The organism is Methanomethylovorans sp. (assembly GCF_041447285.1).
In the GTDB taxonomy this organism is placed as follows: Archaea; Halobacteriota; Methanosarcinia; order Methanosarcinales; family Methanosarcinaceae; genus Methanomethylovorans.
This window is the reverse complement of sequence record NZ_JBGMEB010000006.1, coordinates 388,048-409,387: the sequence shown is the minus strand read 5'-3', so window position 1 is coordinate 409,387 and position 21,340 is coordinate 388,048. Positions and strand designations below refer to the sequence as shown.

Annotated in this window: 24 protein-coding genes; 15 read left to right on the top strand and 9 right to left on the bottom strand. The window is 41.1% G+C overall.

Annotation, left to right across the window (positions count from 1 at the left end; all coding sequences use genetic code 11):
- Positions 1–25: 25 nt before the first annotated feature.
- The 5 genes from hisD to ahbC all read left to right on the top strand — a co-directional run bounded on the left by hisD (position 26) and on the right by ahbC (position 4,845).
- A complete protein-coding gene (gene hisD, locus ACC612_RS04680) occupies positions 26–1,309 on the top strand; it encodes a histidinol dehydrogenase (RefSeq protein WP_371853309.1) in 1,284 nt (427 codons plus the stop codon).
- 103 nt (positions 1,310–1,412) lie between these two features.
- Complete coding sequence (locus ACC612_RS04675) at positions 1,413–1,814, top strand: DUF1699 family protein (protein ID WP_371853308.1); 402 nt, start codon at positions 1,413–1,415, stop codon at positions 1,812–1,814.
- Between the two features lie 147 nt (positions 1,815–1,961).
- Entirely contained in the window at positions 1,962–2,723 is a 762-nt protein-coding gene (cobA, locus tag ACC612_RS04670; protein ID WP_371853307.1) for a uroporphyrinogen-III C-methyltransferase, read from the top strand.
- A gap of 1 nt (position 2,724) precedes the next feature.
- A complete protein-coding gene (locus ACC612_RS04665) occupies positions 2,725–3,528 on the top strand; it encodes a uroporphyrinogen-III synthase (protein ID WP_371853306.1) in 804 nt (267 codons plus the stop codon).
- Positions 3,529–3,642: 114 nt separating this feature from the next.
- The gene (gene ahbC, locus ACC612_RS04660; protein WP_371853305.1) at positions 3,643–4,845 is read left to right on the top strand and encodes a 12,18-didecarboxysiroheme deacetylase; all 1,203 of its coding nucleotides are present in this window, start codon (positions 3,643–3,645) and stop codon (positions 4,843–4,845) included.
- Positions 4,846–5,051: 206 nt separating this feature from the next.
- Here ahbC and ACC612_RS04655 read toward each other — a convergent pair whose 3' ends face one another.
- The 3 genes from ACC612_RS04655 to ACC612_RS04645 are packed head-to-tail and all read right to left on the bottom strand — an operon-like array spanning position 5,052 to position 6,298.
- The gene (locus ACC612_RS04655; protein ID WP_371853304.1) at positions 5,052–5,402 is read right to left on the bottom strand and encodes a desulfoferrodoxin family protein; all 351 of its coding nucleotides are present in this window, start codon (positions 5,400–5,402) and stop codon (positions 5,052–5,054) included.
- A 52-nt stretch (positions 5,403–5,454) separates the two neighbouring features.
- Complete coding sequence (locus tag ACC612_RS04650) at positions 5,455–5,949, bottom strand: ferritin (RefSeq protein WP_371853303.1); 495 nt, start codon at positions 5,947–5,949, stop codon at positions 5,455–5,457.
- 40 nt (positions 5,950–5,989) lie between these two features.
- Entirely contained in the window at positions 5,990–6,298 is a 309-nt protein-coding gene (locus tag ACC612_RS04645) for a DsrE family protein (protein WP_371853302.1), read from the bottom strand.
- Between the two features lie 246 nt (positions 6,299–6,544).
- Between ACC612_RS04645 and ACC612_RS04640 the strand changes: the two genes are divergently transcribed.
- The 5 genes from ACC612_RS04640 to hypF all read left to right on the top strand — a co-directional run bounded on the left by ACC612_RS04640 (position 6,545) and on the right by hypF (position 13,354).
- Entirely contained in the window at positions 6,545–9,184 is a 2,640-nt protein-coding gene (locus ACC612_RS04640; RefSeq protein WP_371853301.1) for a valine--tRNA ligase, read from the top strand.
- Positions 9,185–9,273: 89 nt separating this feature from the next.
- The gene (locus tag ACC612_RS04635) at positions 9,274–9,759 is read left to right on the top strand and encodes an RNA-binding protein (RefSeq protein WP_371853300.1); all 486 of its coding nucleotides are present in this window, start codon (positions 9,274–9,276) and stop codon (positions 9,757–9,759) included.
- A gap of 135 nt (positions 9,760–9,894) precedes the next feature.
- Positions 9,895–10,275, top strand: a complete 381-nt coding sequence (sepF, locus tag ACC612_RS04630) for a cell division protein SepF (protein WP_371853299.1) — start codon at positions 9,895–9,897, stop codon at positions 10,273–10,275.
- Entirely contained in the window at positions 10,272–10,907 is a 636-nt protein-coding gene (locus ACC612_RS04625) for a ZPR1 zinc finger domain-containing protein (RefSeq protein WP_371853298.1), read from the top strand. The genes sepF and ACC612_RS04625 overlap by 4 nt, the downstream gene beginning before the upstream one ends.
- Positions 10,908–11,017: 110 nt before the next feature.
- Positions 11,018–13,354, top strand: a complete 2,337-nt coding sequence (gene hypF / locus ACC612_RS04620; RefSeq protein ID WP_371853297.1) for a carbamoyltransferase HypF — start codon at positions 11,018–11,020, stop codon at positions 13,352–13,354.
- Between the two features lie 71 nt (positions 13,355–13,425).
- Here hypF and ACC612_RS04615 read toward each other — a convergent pair whose 3' ends face one another.
- Positions 13,426–14,127, bottom strand: a complete 702-nt coding sequence (locus tag ACC612_RS04615; protein ID WP_371853397.1) for a twin-arginine translocase subunit TatC — start codon at positions 14,125–14,127, stop codon at positions 13,426–13,428.
- Positions 14,128–14,475: 348 nt separating this feature from the next.
- Between ACC612_RS04615 and tatC the strand changes: the two genes are divergently transcribed.
- The 4 genes from tatC to ACC612_RS04595 all read left to right on the top strand — a co-directional run bounded on the left by tatC (position 14,476) and on the right by ACC612_RS04595 (position 16,570).
- Positions 14,476–15,216 (top strand): twin-arginine translocase subunit TatC, encoded by a 741-nt coding sequence (tatC, locus tag ACC612_RS04610; protein ID WP_371853296.1) that lies wholly within the window; start codon positions 14,476–14,478, stop codon positions 15,214–15,216.
- A 181-nt stretch (positions 15,217–15,397) separates the two neighbouring features.
- Complete coding sequence (locus tag ACC612_RS04605; RefSeq protein ID WP_371853295.1) at positions 15,398–15,712, top strand: twin-arginine translocase TatA/TatE family subunit; 315 nt, start codon at positions 15,398–15,400, stop codon at positions 15,710–15,712.
- A gap of 37 nt (positions 15,713–15,749) precedes the next feature.
- Complete coding sequence (locus ACC612_RS04600) at positions 15,750–16,070, top strand: twin-arginine translocase TatA/TatE family subunit (protein WP_371853294.1); 321 nt, start codon at positions 15,750–15,752, stop codon at positions 16,068–16,070.
- A 179-nt stretch (positions 16,071–16,249) separates the two neighbouring features.
- Positions 16,250–16,570 (top strand): twin-arginine translocase TatA/TatE family subunit, encoded by a 321-nt coding sequence (locus ACC612_RS04595; RefSeq protein WP_371853293.1) that lies wholly within the window; start codon positions 16,250–16,252, stop codon positions 16,568–16,570.
- Between the two features lie 9 nt (positions 16,571–16,579).
- On the opposite strand, the gene hypE is transcribed toward ACC612_RS04595, so the two are convergent.
- Genes hypE through ACC612_RS04570 form a run of 5 tightly spaced genes read right to left on the bottom strand, consistent with a single transcriptional unit; the run spans position 16,580 to position 20,012 of the window.
- A complete protein-coding gene (gene hypE / locus ACC612_RS04590) occupies positions 16,580–17,635 on the bottom strand; it encodes a hydrogenase expression/formation protein HypE (protein WP_371853292.1) in 1,056 nt (351 codons plus the stop codon).
- Positions 17,636–17,640: 5 nt separating this feature from the next.
- Positions 17,641–18,303: a hydrogenase nickel incorporation protein HypB gene (gene hypB / locus ACC612_RS04585; protein ID WP_371853396.1), complete on the bottom strand. Its 663-nt coding sequence runs from the start codon at positions 18,301–18,303 to the stop codon at positions 17,641–17,643.
- A 38-nt stretch (positions 18,304–18,341) separates the two neighbouring features.
- On the bottom strand, positions 18,342–18,722 hold the full coding sequence (locus ACC612_RS04580; RefSeq protein WP_371853291.1) for a hydrogenase/urease maturation nickel metallochaperone HypA: 381 nt from the start codon (positions 18,720–18,722) through the stop codon (positions 18,342–18,344).
- 2 nt (positions 18,723–18,724) lie between these two features.
- Positions 18,725–19,783 carry a hydrogenase formation protein HypD gene (hypD, locus tag ACC612_RS04575; RefSeq protein WP_371853290.1) on the bottom strand — a complete coding sequence of 353 codons (1,059 nt, stop codon included), beginning with the start codon at positions 19,781–19,783 and terminating at the stop codon, positions 18,725–18,727.
- On the bottom strand, positions 19,773–20,012 hold the full coding sequence (locus tag ACC612_RS04570; protein WP_371853289.1) for a HypC/HybG/HupF family hydrogenase formation chaperone: 240 nt from the start codon (positions 20,010–20,012) through the stop codon (positions 19,773–19,775). The genes hypD and ACC612_RS04570 overlap by 11 nt, the downstream gene beginning before the upstream one ends.
- Before the next feature lie 86 nt (positions 20,013–20,098).
- Between ACC612_RS04570 and ACC612_RS04565 the strand changes: the two genes are divergently transcribed.
- On the top strand, positions 20,099–21,340 hold the full coding sequence (locus tag ACC612_RS04565) for a hydrogenase small subunit (protein ID WP_371853288.1): 1,242 nt from the start codon (positions 20,099–20,101) through the stop codon (positions 21,338–21,340).

Below are 21,340 nucleotides of genomic sequence, written 5' to 3'. Positions count from 1 at the left end.
AACAAATTAATAGATGTGATCCATTATGCTTTACGGAAAATTATCAGAGATTCCTGAAAAGGAAATACAGGCACTCGTAGAAAGAGGTGGAGGAGAACTTGCTAATGTCAATGACACTGTTTCTTCTATCCTCACAGATGTGCGCAGTGAAGGGGATGCAGCTCTTCGAAAGTACACACAGCGTTTTGATGGGGCTAATATTGATGCCATTGAAGTGTCCAAAGATGAGATCGAAAAAGCATACAAAAGTATAGACGAGGATCTCATCAAGCACCTGGAAATAGCTGCAAGTAATATCCGCAAATTCCATGAGGCACAAATGCCTGATAAAATATGGTTCATGCAGCTTTCTCCGGGGATAGAACTTGGACAAAAAGTCACTGCACTTGCAAGTGTGGGTGCTTATGTGCCAGGTGGCAGGGCTTCATATCCTTCAACCGCACTTATGACCATCATACCTGCAAAGGTTGCAGGAGTCAGAAAAGTGGTAATGTGCACGCCTCCAGGCCCTGATGGGAGAGTTAACCCTCTTACTCTGGCAGCAGCAAAAGTTGCAGGGGCTGACCATGTATATCGTGTAGGCGGGGTACAGGCAATAGCTGCCATGGCTTATGGTACTGAAAGCGTGATGAAAGTAGACAAGATCGTAGGTCCCGGAAATGTGTATGTAACAGCAGCCAAGATGCAGATAAGAGATATGGCAGAGATAGATTTCCCTGCGGGGCCAAGTGAAGTCCTTATCATTGCCGATGACTCTGCATATCCTGAAATGATCGCATCAGACATGATAGCACAGGCAGAGCATGATCCTCAGGCTGTATCGGTACTGGTAACCACCTCGGAGAAGCTGGCTTACAAGGTTAAAGAAGAAGTACTGAAACAAGCACAGAGCACTCTTAGAAAAGAGATAGTAAGTTCATCACTTAAAAATGCAGCTATATTGATAGCTGATTCCATAGAGCAGTGTGTAGACCTCTCAAACAGGTTCGCCCCTGAACACCTGGAGATTATGACTGAGAACAACAATGCAACGCTTGAGAACATAGAACATGCAGGTTCCATTTTCGTAGGTAACTATGCTCCCGTTCCTGTAGGAGATTATGCGTCGGGCACAAATCATGTATTACCCACTGCAGGATATGCGAGAATGTACTCTGGCCTCAATATAATGCATTTCCTGAAGGTTTCCAGCATCCAGCGTATTAGCAAGGAAGGACTTGCCACGATCGGAGATACTGTGATCTCACTTGCTGAGAAAGAGGGGCTACAGGCACACGCTGATGCTGTCCGTGTACGCTTTTCCAGATAAGGTCTGACATTTTATCTCTTTCAATCGACAATTATTTAATAGGTGAAATGCATAATTTGTTTAATAAGTTATTTTTTGAGTCAAACCGGTGGGGGGGCCACCTATGAAAATAAGAGTTGTAAGTTCCAGAGAAGAGATTAATGAACTGAGTCCTAATGAGAAAGTGATACATCTCGCTTTCCGTCCGTCGAACAAGGATATTTTTAGCCTTGTACAGACCTGCACAAAAGTAGAGGTAATCCAGATACCAAGCTCATACAGAAGAACAGTTTCCAAGTCCATAGAGATGTTTCTGGAAATGCAGAATATCAAGCTGGTAGAAGGAGATGTGTGGGGTCACAGAAAGGATATAAACGAATATTTCAGCATATCACCTGCTATCATCGACAAAATAAAGGAAATGAAAGCTGAAGGCAGATCTGAAAACGAGATAGCTGATAAGATCGAGAGAGAAGGAAAACTTAATAGGGAAATGATATTCTACATACTTGGAAAGCAAAAGTAGACTGTCATCTAGAGAGAATATTACCTTCTTTGCTGTTCTACGCTTAGAGTAGTTTGTCCTTTGGACAATAGTTATAATGGCATCACAACGATGCCTATAAATAACTTTATCACTTCATCTTTTAAAAACACGAAGGGTTTTGCGATAATGACTGATAACGGAAAAGTATATCTTGTTGGTTCTGGTCCCGGAGACCCAGAGCTGCTTACTTTGAAAGCAAGAAGGCTTATTGACACTGCAGACGTGGTAATATACGACCAGCTTCCGGGTGAAGCAATACTTTCTTCAATTCCTGAAAAGACTGAGAAAATAGATGCAGGAAAGTATGCAGGAGATCATACGTTATCCCAGGACAGGATTAACGAACTGATTGTTAAGAAGGCAAAGGAAGGAAAAATGGTGGTACGTCTCAAAGGAGGAGATCCTTACGTCTTTGGAAGAGGAGGAGAGGAAGCTCAGGAATTAATTCAGGCTGGAGTTAGTTTTGAGGTTGTACCTGGCATAACATCTGCCATTTCCGCACCTGCCTATGCAGGAATTCCTGTAACGCACAGAGATCATGCCTCTATGGTCACTTTTATAACTGGTCATGAAGACCCTACCAAGGAAGAAAGCGCTCTGGACTGGGAAACACTTGCAAAGTTCTCTGGTACGATTGTGATCCTGATGGGCGTCAAGATGCTGGAACGCAATGTAAATGAACTTATTAGATACGGCAAAGATCCGTCCACACCAATAGCACTCATAGAACGGGGAACCCGTCCTGACCAGAAAGTAACTGTGGGTACTCTTGAGAACATTGTATCCCTCAAGAAGGAAAGAAAGGTCAAAGCTCCTGCTATTACTATAATAGGTGATGTAGTTAAATTGCATGATGAACTTGGCGAACAGATATTTGGAAGGGATTAAAATGACTGAACAAAAAAGGCCTGTTATTGCCATCATGCGCCCATCTGTATATAAAGAAGAATCTGTGAAGCTTGCAGAGTCTATGGGATTTGAGGCTTTGGCTGTCCCTATGATAGAACTTACAGGAATGGAGGATTCTTCATTCAAGCCCTTTTTTCAACACATAGTGAAAAAAGAAGCAGATTATGTAATATTCACAAGTGCCAATGGACTGGACTTCACATTACGGAAGATACCCTACGCTATGCGCGATATGTTCATAGAAGCTTTAAACCGCATAAATGTCATTGCTATCGGACCTACTACTAAAAAAGCCCTCGAAGAAAAAGGTATAAATGTCATGGGCATGCCCGGAGTGTACAGTTCAAAGGGCCTTGTAGAATATCTTTGTAAGGACGTAAGAGGTAAAAATGTAGACTTGGCTCGTAGCGTCTTTGGTTCAACTGTGCTCACAGAGGGACTTGCCCGTTGTGGCGCAAATGTGCTGGAAACAAAGGTATACAGCTTATTCAAACCGGATGGTGAGGAGCAAAAGGATCTGATAAGATCTGCTCTGGAAGGCAAGATCACAGCTTTTGCATTTACCAGTTCTATGATGATACATAATTTCTTTGAAGTGGCAAAAGAAATGGAAGCAGAAAATGAGATACTAAAGGTGCTTAATGAATCTATAGTAGCAGCAATTGGCTTGCCGACAGCTGAAACATTACGCGGATACAAAGTAAATGTATCTATAATTCCGGATGAGTACACCTTTGAAGAAATATTGAGGAAGATCAAGGACATGCTACCTGCATGTTCCTGAAAAACTTATTTATACCATTTTTTTCATTTTCTCATGCAAATTTCACAGCTAAAGAAAAAATGCTGTAAAAACTGTATTTGTGCCTAATTCTACTTATCTACCAGGACGATTATCATGATCGGAATTTCAAAACTATATTGTGGAACCGTGGAACCATCGGATGCTCTAAGATACGGCAGGGATTCTAAAAAACTTCCTTCCCATCTTCTGCAGTTCTCAATCGACAAAAAGCCTGTTGTGGTCTGGAATGTGACCAGACGCTGCAACCTTAAATGCGTTCACTGTTATGCCCATTCCAGAGACATAGAGTATAAGAATGAGCTTACTACAGAGGAAGGCAAAGCACTTATCGATGATCTGGCAGAATTTGGCTCTCCTGTTATTCTGTTCTCAGGAGGGGAGCCCCTGATGCGTAAAGATCTGCCGGAACTAGCTGCGTATGCCAGATCCAAAGGCAGAAGAGCAGTGATTTCCACAAATGGTACCCTCATTAATAAAGAAATGGCAAAAAAGCTGAAAGAGATCGGGCTGTCTTATGTGGGCATCTCACTTGATGGCATGAGAGAAACCAATGACGAATTCAGAGGGTGTGTTGGGGCATTCGATGCTGCTCTTGAAGGACTTCGCAACTGCAGAAGCGAGGGAATAAAGGTAGGCCTCAGATTTACTATTAATAAGCACAATGTACATGACATTCCGGCTATATTCGACCTTATCGAAAAAGAGAACATCCCACGTATATGCTTCTATCACTTGGTATATGCAGGCAGAGGCTCTGATATGGTAGAAGAAGACCTAAGTCTTCAAGAAAGTCGAGAGGCAGTAGATCTGATAATGGAAAAGACAAAAGAGTTGCATGAAAAAGGACTTCCTGTGGAAGTGCTTACGGTTGACAATCACTGTGATGGTCCGTATATCTATCTTAAGCTTCTTAAAGAAGACCCGGAAAGAGCTGCAGAAGTGTATTCACTGCTGCAGATGAACCAAGGGAACTCTACAGGTATAGGTATAGGCTGTGTATCGTGGGACGGCTCAGTACATCCTGACCAATTTTGGAGACACTATACTTTTGGAAATGTCCGGGAAAGAAAGTTCAGTGAGATCTGGAGAGATACCAGTGATGAGCTGATGGCAGGCCTGAAGAACCGCAAACCTCTGATAAAACAACATGCTGACAGGTGTGCAAAGTGCAAATGGCTCGAAGTCTGTAATGCAAATTTCAGGGTAAGGGCAGAAGCTGTTTATGACAATGTCTGGGCGGATGACCCTGCTTGTTATCTTACAAAGGAAGAAATTGATTATGACGGGAAGGAATAACCTTCCACTTTCAACTTTGCATGCATGCAAAGATATATTCTACAAACAGATATGAAAGTACAATAGCCAATAATAACGCAAATACTGTTTTTAAGAAAGTCGCAAACAAAGGCATCACCTGCCTGCTGATCTTTTGCTTAAACTGTGCATGGACAGGTATATAAAAGGCATGACCTCAAAAGAGGTCATAAAAATAGAAGATAAAATTAGACTTCAATGCAGTTCTGCCATACACCATGGATATTACAGTATTCCAGAGCGCAGAAAGCCTTGAAATTGTCAATATTATTTACGTGGAAACTGGCAACAGGTTGTGTGTGTACTGGCTCGAAGTTCATTCTTCCAAAGTTAATGGTCTTCCCATCTTTTGTAATGCCGTAAAGCTCCACCCATTCTATGTGATGTTCCACTGTGTTGGGATGAGGTACTTCCTTGCCCACTACAACCCTCACGAAATCTGCACCTGTTGAACCATGACCCCTTATGACCTCGATAGTCGGAACATGTTTCTCTTTGCCCTCTGCTTCTTTTCCTTTAAGTACTTCTCCAAATTGCATTATTTCACCTTTCTTAATGTTATGTATAGATAATATTAAATTAATCTGTCCATTACTCGACTGCAGGTGGTGTGAACACACGCACAGAAAGTTCCTTGTCAAGTACAAAAAGACTGCTGGTATTATCTCCTATTAGTTTTAGCTTGGATATTATCTCGTTGTCATTACTTTCTTCTTCGATCTGTTCTGTAATGAACCACTGGAGAAATATCTGAGTAGCATAGTCCTTTTCTTCAAGGGCAAGCGTAACCAGATCGTGGATAGACTTGGTTATAAACTGTTCATGTTTCAATGTGGCCTGGAACATTTCCAGAGGAGTGCCAAAATCCGAAGGTGGCTTCTCTATAGCTTGGAGAACTACCTTTTCACCCTGCTCATTTATGTAGTTGTATATCTTCATTGCGTGAAAAGTTTCTTCCTGGTACTGTACCATAAACCAGTTGGCAAAACCATTCAATCCAACATTGGTGCAGTGAGCAGACATGGAGAGGTAAAGATAAGCTGAATACATCTCCTTGTTAACCTGCTCATTAAGAGCTTTTAACATCTTTTGGCTTAAAATTTCAACATCCTCCTGTAGAATTTATTTAAAATACAACAACTTCATAGCCTTCTTCTATGTATCTGGCCACGCTGGGGTGACCAAACATCTCATCACATAAATGAAGACCTTGTTCCTTGGCACTGTCGATACTATCCATTTTCTGGGCACATGCCCTGCAAACACAATCTATGAGTCCCGCCTTCTTCACTTTCATATAAAGGCTAGAAAATGGTTTTGTCGGATCTATGAGGTCAGATATGTTCCTGGTAGCCGAACCCTCTATGATAAGTTTTACATCGTGTCCGCGCTCCTTCATATCAATGGCATTCATCAATGCATGAGCAAAGCACAATGGTTCACCATTGAAAGCAAAAACAGCTATTTTCTTTCCTATATGATCCCCTCCAGTGTACCATAATGGCTACCCACAATGGAATTGAACAGGTTAATATAAAGGATTTTCGCTATTATAGATCTAAATCCGAATTAACTTTGATATTGTATTCCCATGCTGTACCAACCAGATATATTTAAATAATGATAAACCACTGTAACGGGTACTATACAATCACTAGATCATATTTATCGGAGAGTTGTAATGACAGTTCCAAAGGAATATATCCCTCATGAGGTCGAGCCAAAGTGGAAGGAAGCATGGGACATGTCCATGTACCATTTTGACTGGGAAGACTACAAAAGACCGCAGTTCATTATTGATACGCCTCCACCATACCCTACTGGTAATTTTCACATAGGGAACTCTCTTAACTGGTGCTACATTGATTTTGTTGCACGTTACAAGCGTATGTGCGGCTACAATGTGATGTTCCCACAGGGATGGGACTGCCACGGACTTCCTACAGAAGTAAAGGTGGAAGACATCCATAAAATAACAAAGAACCAGGTTCCGAGGGAAGAGTTCAGGAGAATGTGCCGTGAACTGACGATCAGCAACATTGGTAAAATGCGCAATACAATGATGAATCTGGGATTCTCTGTTGACTGGAGTAATGAGTTCATCACCATGGAGCCTGCATACTACTCCAAGACCCAGCGGTCTTTCCGCAGAATGTATGACATGGGAAGGATCTACCAGTCCGAACATCCCGTGAACTGGTGTCCAAGATGTGAAACTGCCATTGCTTTTGCAGAAGTTGAATATGAAGGCAGGACCACGAAACTGAATTTCCTTAATTTTGACAAACTAAAGATAGCCACCACCAGGCCTGAACTAATGGCAGCTTGTGTGGCAGTTGCCATTAACCCTGAAGATGAACGCTACAAAGAGCATATTGGAAGCAAGGTAAAAGTACCTCTGTTCGGGCATGAAGTTCCCGTAATAGGCGATAGCGTAGTTGATCCTGCTTTTGGTACTGGCGTTGTGATGATCTGTACCTTTGGTGACAAGCAGGATGTGCGCTGGTGGGTGGAGCATAAGCTACCCTTGCGTAAGGCAATTGACAAGAATGGCCTTATGACAAAGATCGCAGGCAAATACGCAGGCATGAAAATTCCGGAATGTAAGGAAGCAGTCATTGCAGATCTCAAGGCAGAAGGCTACCTATATGATCAGAAAGAACTTGAGCAGAACGTGGGAATGTGCTGGAGATGTGACACTCCCATTGAGATCCTTTCTGAAAAGCAGTGGTTCGTCAAGATAGATACCAATGACATCAGAAAAGCTGCTGATGAGATCAATTGGACACCTGAACACATGAAGGTCAGGCTTGAGAACTGGCTGGGTACCATGGAATGGGACTGGTGTATTTCCAGACAGCGCATATTTGCAACTCCCATACCTGTATGGTACTGTAAGGACTGCGGAGAGGTGATGGTAGCAAAGGAAGAGTGGATGCCCATTGACCCTACCCAGGAATCACCCCGAGAACCGTGCAGCAAATGCGGTAGTACTAATTTCGAACCTGAAGAGGATGTGCTTGATACATGGATGGATTCATCCATAACCGTTCAGCATGTAACTGGCTGGCTCACTGACCACAAAAGTAGACTCCCTGCACAATTGAGGCCACAGGGCCATGATATAATCAGGACATGGGCTTTCTATACGATCCTCCGTTCTGTGGCACTTGCAGGCAAACGCCCATGGGATTCCATACTTGTGAATGGTATGGTCCTTGGTGAGGATGGTCACAAGATGAGCAAGTCGCTGGGCAATATTATCGCCCCTGAAGAAGTCATAGAAAAATACAGCGCGGATTCATTCAGACAATGGGCAGCCATAGGAGGTGCACCGGGTTCAGATGTGATGTTCCGCTGGAAAGATGTAGTAGCTGCATCGCGCTTCTTTTCCAAGATGTGGAGCATATACAGGTTCTCTATGTCCCACTTCGAGGACCTGGATAAATCTGATGCAGTAGCAAAAGAAGACCTCCACATTGTTGACAGATGGCTCTTCAATAACCTATACGAACTAATAACTACAGCAACCAAGAACATGGATGCATACCAGTTCGATGAAGCTTTCAAAGCCATCCGGGGTTTTGCCTGGGACGTAGTGGCAGATAATTACATCGAACTTGTCAAGTCCCGCCTGTATGGCAACAATGAAGCAGACAGAAAAGCAGCACAGTATACGCTTTACGTGACAATAGATGCATTGGCTAAATTGCTTGCTCCATTTGCACCTTTCTTCGCAGAAGAAATGTATTCGAGACTGGGAACCGGCAGTGTACATATGCAATCCTGGCCAAAGGCTGATAACTCCTGGAAGGATGAAGAAGCAGGCAAGGCAGGGGAACTTATCAAAGAGATCGTAAGCAGTGTAAGGAGATACAAATCCGAACATGGTATAGCTCTGAATGCTCCTTTGAAAGGACTTGAAATATATACAATGATATCCGGTAGCAATATTGGTGGCGCATCAAGCATGATAATAGGAGCTAGGACCGATATCATGGGTGCAACAAACAGTTCATTAGATGTTAGAATCGGATGTCCTGATTTCGAGCATGTTCCTGTGAATGTTAAGCCGAACATGGGAGTCATTGGTCCTAAGTTTAAAGGCCAGGCGAAAGCTATAATTGAAGCTCTTACCGAAGCTAACCCGAAAAAGGTAGTAAGCGATATGGAGCAGCATGGCAAAATAAGTCTACAAACTAGTAGTGGTATTGTAGAGCTTGGTCCTGAAAGCGTGGAGATAGAAAAAGAAGTGATATCTGCTGGCAGAGCTGTGGATGTTCTGGATGTAAGGGGCATTCCAGTTGTAATAATTAGATGAAAGGGGAGGTTATTGCTCCCTTTTCGTAATCTTTAATTGTGCTAGTACCTTATGATATTAATCACTGGAAAATGAAACCAGGTGGTCTATTGAAGATCAGAGGAAGGATACAACTTAGGAAATCTGCCAAGAATAAACTGCTCGATGACCTCAAATCGATGTATGGGGACACTATAGTAGAGAAATTTGCATCGAACAAATTTGAACATGCTGAGGCAGGCGATACTTCAGTTATACTCATAGACGGGAAAGTACTCTTATTTGCTGTTGACAATATATATTTCCCGACTGTGAGAGGAGTCATCGAACTTGGCTTTGAGAAGAATGTGGTAGTTGTGGATTCAGGTGCCGTGCGCTTTGTGGTAAATGGTGCAGATGTGATGAGTCCCGGCATAGTCCGCGCTGACGAGAGTATTTTGAAAGGCGATCCTGTGATCGTAAAGGAAGAGAAATATGGTAAGCCTCTTGCTATCGGTAAGGCACTTGTCCCTGGAAAAGAAATGGTTTCGGATTCAGGAAAAGCTGTGAAATCCCTGCATCATGTAGGGGATGAGATATGGAATATCGAATTGTAAAGAGTCGCAAAGCATAATCGTTAAAATATATGGATGTTCTTATAAATAATGAAGTTGCTAAAGCAGCAGAAGATAATGTTTAACTAGATCAGTCCAATAATAAAATAAACACTAATCTGATAAAGGGTGCATGTTATGGCAAAGATAATGGATAAGTTTTTTGGCGCAACTAAAAAATCGTCTACAGGCGAAGATGAATTCACTGAGCTTGACTTGAGCAAATATGAAGAAGTAACAGGAGAAGAGCCTGCAGAAACATATGTGAGAGTGGCAGAGCTTACCAACCTCAATGACCTTGCATTACTCAAGAAGGAAGTTTATGAGGGTAACATCCTGATGATAGATATCTCCACTATCAAGAACGATAAGCTCATGCTGGACAGGGCTCTGAAGGACCTGAAGGACGTTGTCATAGATGTACATGGAGACATAGCCGGACTTAAAGAAGACCAGGTACTTGTAACTCCCACTGGTATTAAGATCGACCGTTCAAAGATAGTTGGTGGAAGATATTGATAGTTGAGTCTCCACAGGCTGCATTCGTAACTCGTACGCACTGCCCTTTGTGCCACAAAGAGATTCTGATAAACTGGGAAAGAGATGACATCCCATATTTTGGGGATGTCATGTTTATTACGGCATGCTGCGATTGCAGTTTTCGTTTCACTGACACAATAATTCTGTCTCAGAAAGAGCCAGTGAGATATGAATTGACCATTGAAGGGCCTGAAGACCTTTATGCTAAATTCGTGCGCTCCACTTCAGGAACTATAAAAGTACCTGAACTTGGAATAATGGTGGAGCCAGGGTCCATCTCTGAATCTTATATCACTAATATAGAAGGTCTGCTTGACCGAATACTCGCAGTGGTGGTCACTGCAACTAAATGGGTTGCAGAAGAGCCAGACAAACTTGAACATGGCCTGAAGTTGCAAGAGATGATACAGCAGGCTATTGATGGTAAGCAGAAGCTCACAATAATAGTAGAAGATCCTATGGGAAACAGTGCAATTATATCTGAAAAGGCTATATGCTGCAAGCTTACGCCACAAGAAGCGCGTAATCTTAAAACAGGCATGATAGTCTTTGATGCAGAGACTTCTGAGATAGAAATGGATTCATGTGATGAACATACGATAGGGAATTAACCTATCAATTGAATTTTCTAACTTTTTCTTTTTGCAAGGGAAAGTTAAATTATGTTGTACCATATTTTTCTATTCACTTTTGTAGGCATGGATATCAAAACAGATCATATATGGCTTCAGAATTCGATATCACAGATGTTGCAGAGATTGAAAAAACAATGACTTTTGTCTGCAAGAAAATAATAGTCGAAGGTATCGTGCAGGGAGTAGGTTTTAGACCCTTTGTATACCGTATTGCAAAAAAATATGATCTTTGCGGATATGTGCGGAACACAGGTGGCCGTGTTGAAATTGTTGTGGAAGGAACTAGATCGCAGATAGACAGATTTCTTCATGATCTTAAATTTGAAAGACCCCCACATAGCGAGATCTACACACTCGAAGCCGAAGATATAGAAATCTCTCATTATAGTGATTTTTCGATCATAAGAAGTAACGTTGATACTACTCCAAGTTCTATCCTGGTGCCTGATATCGGCATCTGCAAGAACTGTATCGAAGAGCTTTCAAATCCTCACAACAGACGTTATCGATATCCTTTTATCTCATGTACAGAATGCGGCCCCAGGTATACCCTTATAAAATCCTTACCTTACGACCGATATAATACATCTATGGATTTTTTTGAGCCATGTACTACATGTGATGAAGAGTATACAACTCCTGCAGATAGAAGATTCCACGCACAGACAGTATGCTGCCAAGAGTGCGGCCCCAAAGTCAGTTTTACAGATAATAGCGGCAGAGTATATTCACATGGCAATGATGCCATATTGGAATGTGCTACAGCCATTGATGCAGCGAAAATAGTAGCTGTGAAAGGATACGGTGGCTTCCATTTGGCATGTGACGCCTTTCAAAATGAAGCAGTTGGCCTGTTGAGAAAAAGACTTGGCAGATCCCAGCAGCCGTTTGCTATTATGGTAAAAGATATTGAAACTGCAAAAGAGTTCGTTTATGTGGACAGAGAAGAAGAAAAACTTCTTGAAAGCAGCAAACGCCCCATAGTTGTCCTGGATAAAAAAGAAGATCTACATCACTTAGAGAAAATAGCACCTGGACTACATAACATAGGAGTAATGCTGCCGTATTCAGGTATTCAGCAGCTTCTCTTTCAGTATACATCAAGTTCAGCATATGTGATGACATCTGCCAATATTCCAGGCCTCCCAATGGTGATAGATTCTAACGCTGCAATAGAGGAGCTGTCAGCAATTGCAGACCATTACCTGATACATGACCTGAAAATAGAGAACCGCATAGATGATTCTGTTATCAGGTGCATTGCAAAGAACCCTGTTTTTATCCGCCGCTCACGTGGTTATGTACCTCACCCTATTGAATTGCCTTTCAAAGTAAGACCTTCCGTAGGAGTGGGGGCAGAGCTTAGCAACACAATGATGTTTGCATCCGGTGACAAAGCATATATATCACCCCATATAGGCAATACTAACCATTTTGAAACAGCTACGTATCATTCAGAAGTATTTTGGAAATTCTCAAACCTAACCTCGATCAGGCCTGAGTACTGGGGTTGTGACCTTCATCCACAGTTCAATACCACAAAATTTGCAACGGAAAATGGTGGAGAAATGGTCGTACCTGTTCAACATCACCATGCACATGTTGTTTCCCTTATGGCCGATGCACATATTGAGAGACATACAAAGGTCATAGGTATAGCCCTTGACGGAGTGGGATATGGTGCCGATGGCACAGTATGGGGAGGAGAGATACTTGAATCCGGATACACTGATTATAAAAGGTGCGCTCACTTAAAACCACAGCCTATGGCTGGAGGAGACCTGTGCTCATATTATCCTGAGAGGATGATTCTGGGAATGCTCAAAGATATAATTGGAAGTGAAGAACTACTGAGCTTTCCTTTTGAGTTAAAACACGGCCCAAAAGAAGCGAAGATGGTATTAGAGCAACTAAATAAAAATATCAACGTAATTATGTCCAGCAGCTCAGGAAGAATTCTGGATGCAGCAGCTGCACTTTTGGGAATATGCAAACACCGGACTTATCAGGGAGAACCTTCCATGAAACTCGAATCAACTGCAAAAGCAGGGAAAGCGGCTTCATTCGAACTACATCCCCTTATCAGTGATAACATTTTCGATACCAGTTCACTCCTTTATGAGTTATATGAACTTAAAAACGACCATAGTGTTGCAGATCTGGCCTATGCGTATGAAGATGCTTTTGCAAAGGGGATAGCACAGCTTGCCATAAGGACTGCAAAGAAGAATAAAATTGACATAATTGGGCTGACTGGCGGTGTGGCATACAACGAGCATATTGCATGCAGGATAAAAGACGAGATAAAAGAGGCGGGATTTGAATTTATTACTCATAACAGAGTACCTTGCGGAGATGCAGGTCTATCCCTTGGACAAGCACTTGTGGCCAGTCTGAAAAAGGAAGAAAGCAAATTCAAATGAGAATGGGGAGTAAATATCACCGAGTGTCGCTACATTATATAAAACAGATTTTCGTTTCAATGGAATAAGTGTTATGCTGTTTTACTCTTTTTTCTTCCGATATTTGAGATTCTGACTAGTAGAAGACTTATCTCAAAGAGGATTAGTAGCGGAATTGAAACCAGTACCATACTAAATATGTCTGGAGATGGAGTGATGAAAGCAGATACAACTAGACAAATAATATAGATATGCTTACGGTAGCTTACTAGTGTACTATATTGTACCAAACCAAATCTGTTTAACAAGAAAAGGATGATTGGAGTCTGAAATACAAAACCGAATATTATTGAGGTTTGTACTGCAAAGGAAATGAAACTGAATATTGAATAAGTAGCAACAACTCCCGATGCAGATGCATCAACATATAAATAATCTATGAAAAGAGGCAACATGAAGAAGTATGCATAACAAACGCCCCCAACAAATGTAATAAGCATTATTAATGAAATCAGCAACCAAAACTTGGAATCTATGTTTATCTGAATCTTTTTTCGCTGTAATATGATCTTAAGAGCCATGTACAACATAACAGGAATTACAGTGAATAGACTCAATACAAGAGCAATTTTCATTTTAAGGAGCATTATCTCAAGAGGAGAGACATAAACAAGTTTTGCACCTTCTGGAAGTAAATCAGTTTTTATAGAGTTAATTACAGTTCCAGTTACTCCCCAAAATAGGCAAAATGCAATGAAGAAGATAGAGAATAATATAATGACTTTTTTACGCAATGCAGTTATAATTACACTGAGATCTCCAAAATAAGAATCCAAAATATCGTCTTCTCCGTAATTACATATTTTTGCCGGTAAAGGAGGCTCCTTTTATATTACAGCAGGCTTTACAGATACATCCATATTAAGAGTATTGCTATCCTTCATAGTCCAGTGATGTTGTTAAATTATATGATAGAATCATTACCGTTTTGGTTGAGTCAATTCCTATTTCTATATAAGTTTATTCAAATGAAATCATTTTTAAGAGCTATGGAGAATCAATAGCAACTATTAAATTCAATGATTTTGTAGGAAAGCAGGCTATAAGATAGTGAAGAAACTCTATTTTATTGGAGAAAACTCATGAAAAATGAAGAGGACACTGTGAACAAAACAGGGGTTCATGGGGATTACACCGAACCAGCGATATCTCATTTAGCAGAATTACGCAATCGTCTAATGGTTGTTATTATTGCAATGTTTGTTTTCATGCTTGTGTCCTATCCAATTTCAGGATACCTAATGAAATATGTCTGGAATATGTTCCTTGGAAGCAGTACTGAAATGGCAATTTACTCACCTCTTGAGTGGATATATGCAAGACTGGAAGTTTCATTTCTTCTTGCTATTGCTTTTACATTTCCATTCTTTTTCTATGAGATGTTCAGATTTGCAGCACGTGGGTTGTACCCAAATGAAAGAAAGTTCATTAAAAATATTGTACCTACATCATTTCTGTTCTTCATAACAGGCTCAATAGTGGCAGTTCATTTCATAATGCCTCTTATGTTTAAATATATCATACTATCATCTGATACTGTCGCACAAAGCCAGATTTCGGTGCAGCAGACTATTTCTATAGCTGTGACACTAATAGCTGGTGCAGGACTTGTATTCCAGATACCAGTAATAATGTTTTTTGCCGTGAAGATGCAACTTATTAAACGTGAAACACTGCGCAAAATGCGTATCGTGGTATATACTTCATTCTTGACATTTGTACTGTTCTTATCTCCAGATCCCACATTCATAGCACAACTTGTATGTGCATGCCTTTTGGTTATATTATTTGAAGTCGGATTACTATTTTCAAGATTTTATTGAGTGTTTGAGTTGATCTGGTAGGAATAGTTAGATCCTTCAAATCCATCGGGTAGAATTAACATAGAAAACCATGTAAAATATAAAACTAAAAATAATAATCAAATAATTTGATGGCCCTTCTAAGTAAAAAAGAACAGAACGAAAAAGATATATCCCAAAACAGAATAGGATTGTCGATATCATGATCAGTGCTGTAGAGTTAATTGTAGTATTGATTGCTGCATTGTTTATCTATGGGCCGGACAAGATACCTGAAATAGCACATGCTACAGGAAAAGCATATGGGGAATTCAAAAAAGCACAACTTTCCGCAGAGTTCGGACTATCTGATCTTGATATGAAACCTCAAAAAAACGAAAAAGAAGAGATTGAAAGTAAGATCAGAGAAATGGCAAGATCGTCCGGAATAGACGTAGAAGGCAAGAGTACAGATGATCTGCTTAACATGATGGCCGAGTCTATAAAGATGAAATCTGACGAGGCAAAAAGCGTATAGTTGATATCGCTGCAAGATCTAACGGATGGTGGAAATCATGATCGGAGGAATTGGACCTAGTGAAATGATGCTCATATTTGCAGTTCTGTTGTTGCTTTTTGGTGCAAATAAGCTACCTGAACTTGCGCGTTCCATGGGGACTTCCATGGGAGAGTTTAAGAAGGCTCAAAAAGAATCAGAACAGTCTTTAAGAGACTATGAAAGATCTATGAAAAACGCAACCCAGGCAAAGAGTACAGAACAGGCCAAGGAAAAAGATTCAAATGTAAAACAAGTAGCATCAAATCTTGGCATCAGCACCGAAGGCAAGAGCAATGATGAACTCCTTGTCGAAATAAATTCGATGCTCAAAAATTAATTATTTTCATTATTTGAAGTTTCTATTTGCAATAAGTGATGAATCTAGCACACAGTGAAAAATAAAGATGTAATAGTACTGTGTGTACACTTGTTTTCACTACTTTTTACCATCAGTGGAATAGGAAAACGTATATAGACGGATAAATATCCTTAAAATAACAACGGAATGTGAAGATAATGATAGGCGGAATAGGACCTACTGAAATGCTGCTTATATTTGCAGCTCTATTGTTACTTTTTGGCGCAACTAAGCTTCCAGAACTTGCTCGTTCCATGGGAACTTCAATGGGAGAGTTCAAGAAAGCACAGAAAGAGTCTGAACAGTCACTGAAGAACTATGAGAAATCCCTGAAAGAAAGTAAAACGGAGGATAATACTCAAGATCAGGACAAAGAGTCAAATGTAAAACAGGTTGCAGCAAACCTTGGAATTAATACTGAAGGCAAGAGCAAAGATGAGATTCTTGCCGAAATAAATGCAGTTCTCAAAAAAGAGTAAAAGGCTAAATTAACATACTCTTGGTATCGGGTCACCTACTGGCATAGCCAACTGGCGTAGGCTCCCTATAGGTGTCCTGAGCAAAACCTTTCCTTTATGTTCGGATATGGCTTTTCCTACAATGCATGCATTTTTGCCATATTTATGAGAATGCAGCAGATCAAGAACAGCCTGAGCATATTCTGACCGTACCCCGATGACAGCCTTTCCCTCATTTGCAATCTCCAGCGGGTTCAAACCCAGCATTTCACATGCGGCTCTTACCGCATTGCTAATAGGAATCGATTTTTCTTCAAGGAGTATACCAACATTGCTTTTCTGAGCTATCTCATTGATAGAGGAAGCCAGACCTCCGCGAGTAGGATCTTTCATTGCTGAGATTACGCTCTTTCCTTCAGGAGTCCTTAATTGCAGAGGCCCTTTTAGAAGATCATTCAATGGAGAAACATCAGATTCCAGCTTTGTCTCAAAATCAAATCCTTCTCTGTAAGACAATAATGCAACACCATGATCTCCCAAATTACCCGTAACAATGATATTATCCCCTGGAGAAAGACCATTATCACGTATAACTGGTGAAGCTATACCTACACCGGTAGTATTGATAATAATGGAATCCAGTTTATTTCCCTGTATGGTTTTGGTATCTCCAGTAACTATGGCAACATTTGCTTCTTGTGCAGCAAGGTTCATAGACTTGATTATTTTTTCAAGCAAGGATAATTCAAATCCTTCCCTTAGAATGATAGCACATGTCAACGCAAGTGGCTTAGCACCCATGACTGTCAGATCATTCACAGTCCCACAGACAGACAATCTTCCTATGTCCCCGCCTGGAAAGAAGAGGGGGTCTACTACATGACTGTCAGTAGTTATTACAAGTTCAGAAGAGCCATCTTTAAGACTTTCAGGCAAATCGATGGTTGCACCATCATCCAGGTCATCGAGACCTACACTTCCTGCAGAGCGGTTAGAGATGTTACCGAGAATAGTTTTGCTGATCAGTTCCTGCATGAACTGACCACCAGCACCATGTTCCATGGTGATCTTATCTTGAAGTGCCATATTGATCATCCTTTTTTGAGTGCTTCAACAGAGGAAGATATCATAGAGAACCACTGCTCCATGCTTGTAGGATCGTGTATTGAGGTCTTCAGGATAGGAACAGTTGCATTGAGCTGTCTTACATCATGTTCCATTTTTTCTGCACTTGCAAACACTGCTTCTGCAAGATCCTTTTTATGGATAACTGCAAGATCGGCTGTTTTGAATATGACAGGGTGTTTCAAAATTATATCATCACCTTCAGTCACACTGACAACTACCACACGCATATGTTCCCCAAGACGATAGTCAGCAGGACATATTAGATTTCCTACATTCTCCATAATAAGAAGATCAACATTTGTCAAATCTATGGATTTTAATGCTTTTTCCACGAGCTTTGCATCCAAGTGACACTCACGGCCAGTATTCACTGGAATCGTAGTTACGCCAAGCTTTGCAATCCTTCCTGCATCCATATCTGCAACAACATCTCCGGCAATTACAGCAATACGGAATTTTTCACCAAGTTTTGTTACTGCTCTTTCGATCAGTGTAGTTTTTCCTGAACCTATGGCACCCATAATATTAATGGCAAATACGCCGTTCTTTTCCAGAAGTTTTTTGTTTTTCTCTGCAAGTTTATCATTGGCCTTCAGGACATCATGTCCTATATTGATCACATGCATCAACATTATGGAACTCTCCCTATATTTTTGTTCAATGATTATTGTTCAATATCAATGCTCTGTATGACAAGATCCCTACCGCCCAGTTCATGCATTATTTTTCCACATGTGGGACAGGGTATCTCAAGAAAAAACCTGATATCATCATATCTGTCACTGTCTTTTATTAATTGCTCACTATTGCAGGAGTAACCACATTCGCACTCCAGATCTGGAAAAATGTCCACTAATGTGAATTCAGTGCCCTGAGCAATGGAATCAGATGCGAGTGTTTCCAAGCAAAAGAGTATTTGATCAGGATTTACATGAGCCAGTTTTCCGATACCAATAGTGATATTATTTACAGCCTTTGCATTGTTTAGCTCTGCAATAGAAATAACATGTTCAATGATATTGCACGCCAGAGAATACTCATGCATCCTCAGACACCTCTATATCGATACCAATTATAGCACATACCTTCCTGGCTTACCATACAGGACCCAACAGGTGTTGTGGGAGTGCACTTTTTCCCGAAAAGCGGACAATTTTCAGGTTTTTCCCTGCCTTTTAGTATATTGGCGCATTGACAAAGAGAAGCAGCAGGATTGCTATAGGACATATCTTTCAAATATTCCGTGATGATATCACTGTAGAGTAATCCAGCATCGTATTCTGCAAACTCTGGTTTTAGAATAAGAGCAGATTTCTCTATTACACCAAGTCCACGCCACTCTGAATCTACGATTTCAAAGACTTTTTGCATCATTTTCTGTGCTACAAGGTTCCCTTCATTCCTCACAGCTCTAGTATATGCATTTTCGACAATAGAATGACCAGCTACTTTCTGCTCCAATATCATAAGAATAGAAAGGAGAACATCCTTTACTTCAAATCCTGCTACTACAATTGGAAAACCCATATCTGCAAATTGCTGGAAAATTTGAGTGCCAGTAATAGCACAAACATGACCGGGAGCTATAAAAGCATCTACATTGATCTCATGTGCTAACTCTACAAGTGCTGGCGGAACTATCCTATGAGATAATATCAAACTGAAATTTTTAGGTGGTTTGCGCAAAACAGCAGCAGCATTTGTAGGCGCTGTTGTTTCAAAACCGATACCAAAGAAAACAACTTTTTTGTCAGGAGTCTTTTGAGCAAGCGCGATAGCATCATCAATGCTATAAACCATCCTTACATCACTGCCCTGAGAACGTGCATCCATGAGACTTCCGCTGCTTCCAGGAACACGCATCATATCTCCAAAGGTAGTAAGTATGATACCTGCCTTTGCCAGTGCAATCGCACGGTCTATTTCTTTTTCAGGAGTAACGCATACTGGACAACCTGGCCCACTAAGAACCTCTATTTCTGGAGGCAATACATCCCGCAATCCATAGCGGGAGATCGTTCTTTCATGAGTACCGCATATATGCATTATGCGAAGAGGACGTGAGATTTCGTGTATCTTTGCAAGAATCTCAGACTCAGCAGACATCCTCTTCACCCAGGAGCTGTTCAAAAAGTTCAGCAGTTTCTTTTCCTTCTTCTTCAGATATTAAGGAGATAGCATACCCTACATGCACCAGAACATATTGCCCCAGAATAGAACTATCATAATCACCGAGAAGGTCAAGCTTTACGTTTTTTTGTACTCCACCAAAATCGACAACAGCCGTTGACTCATCCAGCAATGAGGTAACTTTGCCAGGGATTGCAATACACATGGCTTTCGAATAGTTACTATTGATATTTAAACATACTTAACAAACAAAAGAATAATTCTTGAAAATATATTATTTGATATTATAAGATGAAAAACAAGTCGGAAAGGTTTATCTACATAAAAAATCATGACGTTACCACTATCATAATCAATCATGAATATAGTAGGAGCTATGAACCCATGGAAAAGGCTGTGAAAACTGATTTTTTCAGTATGGATAGAAGGACATTCCTTAAGGTTGTAGGTGCAATTGGTGCATCTGCATTCCTCGGTTTACACCAAACAGAAATAACTAAGGCCTTAGAGCTCTCCAAAACTAAGATCATATGGTTACATGGAGCTGAGTGTACTGGATGTTCTGAATCTTTTATAGATGCTGCAAACCCAGACGTTGTCCAGGCAATAAACAAGCTTAGTGTAGAGATCGTTTACCATGAGACTTTGCTTGCACAGCAAGGAATCTTTGTTAATGGAAGCCCTGCAAACACATCCGAACTTAACTCAGAGATGCTGCTGGATGAAGCCATTGAGGAAGGAGGATATGTACTGGTAGTAGAAGGCTCCATTCCAAATGGTCCTGAAGGTTCCGGAAAGTACCTCATGATTGGCGAACGTACCTTTAAAGAGATCTTTGGAAAAGCCGCTCAGAATGCTGCCTTTATAGTGGCTGTTGGAGCATGTGCCGCATATGGGGGAATCACTTGTGGAGACAGTGACATAGTGGATCTCACTGATTTCAGAGGTGTGGCATTCCAGAAAGAAGATCCTTCAAAGGGTATGCTGAAAGAGCTTAACATTGACAAACCAGTTATAAACATAGCAGGATGTCCTGCTCACCCCGATTGGGTCATGCTCACACTTGCAGCCGCAATACTTGGCAAAATAGATGTCAACAGCCTTGATGGAGTAGTTGACGAGTACAACCGTCCCCTTGTGTTCTTCCCTGCTGGCAACACAATGCACGATAACTGCCCACGCAGAGGATATTATGACACTGGTAGACTTGATACCGATTTCGCAGGTCCTCAATGCCTTCTGAAAGTTGGATGCAAGGGACCTTACACACGTTCTGACTGCGGACTTCGTAAATGGAATGGCGGAGTTAGCATGTGTACACAGGCGGGTTCACCCTGTATATCCTGCTGTGAACCGGGTTTCCCAGACAGCGCATCTCCATTCTACCAAATGCCTGAAGGACAGCCACTTATGGCAAGTGCAAGCGCAGGAACAATTGCAAAGGTTGGAGCTGGAGTAGCAGCCCTTGGAGTAACTGCCCATGCTGCTCGCAGGATAGTTTTCAATAAAGATGAAGAAAAGAAGCAGGAGTAA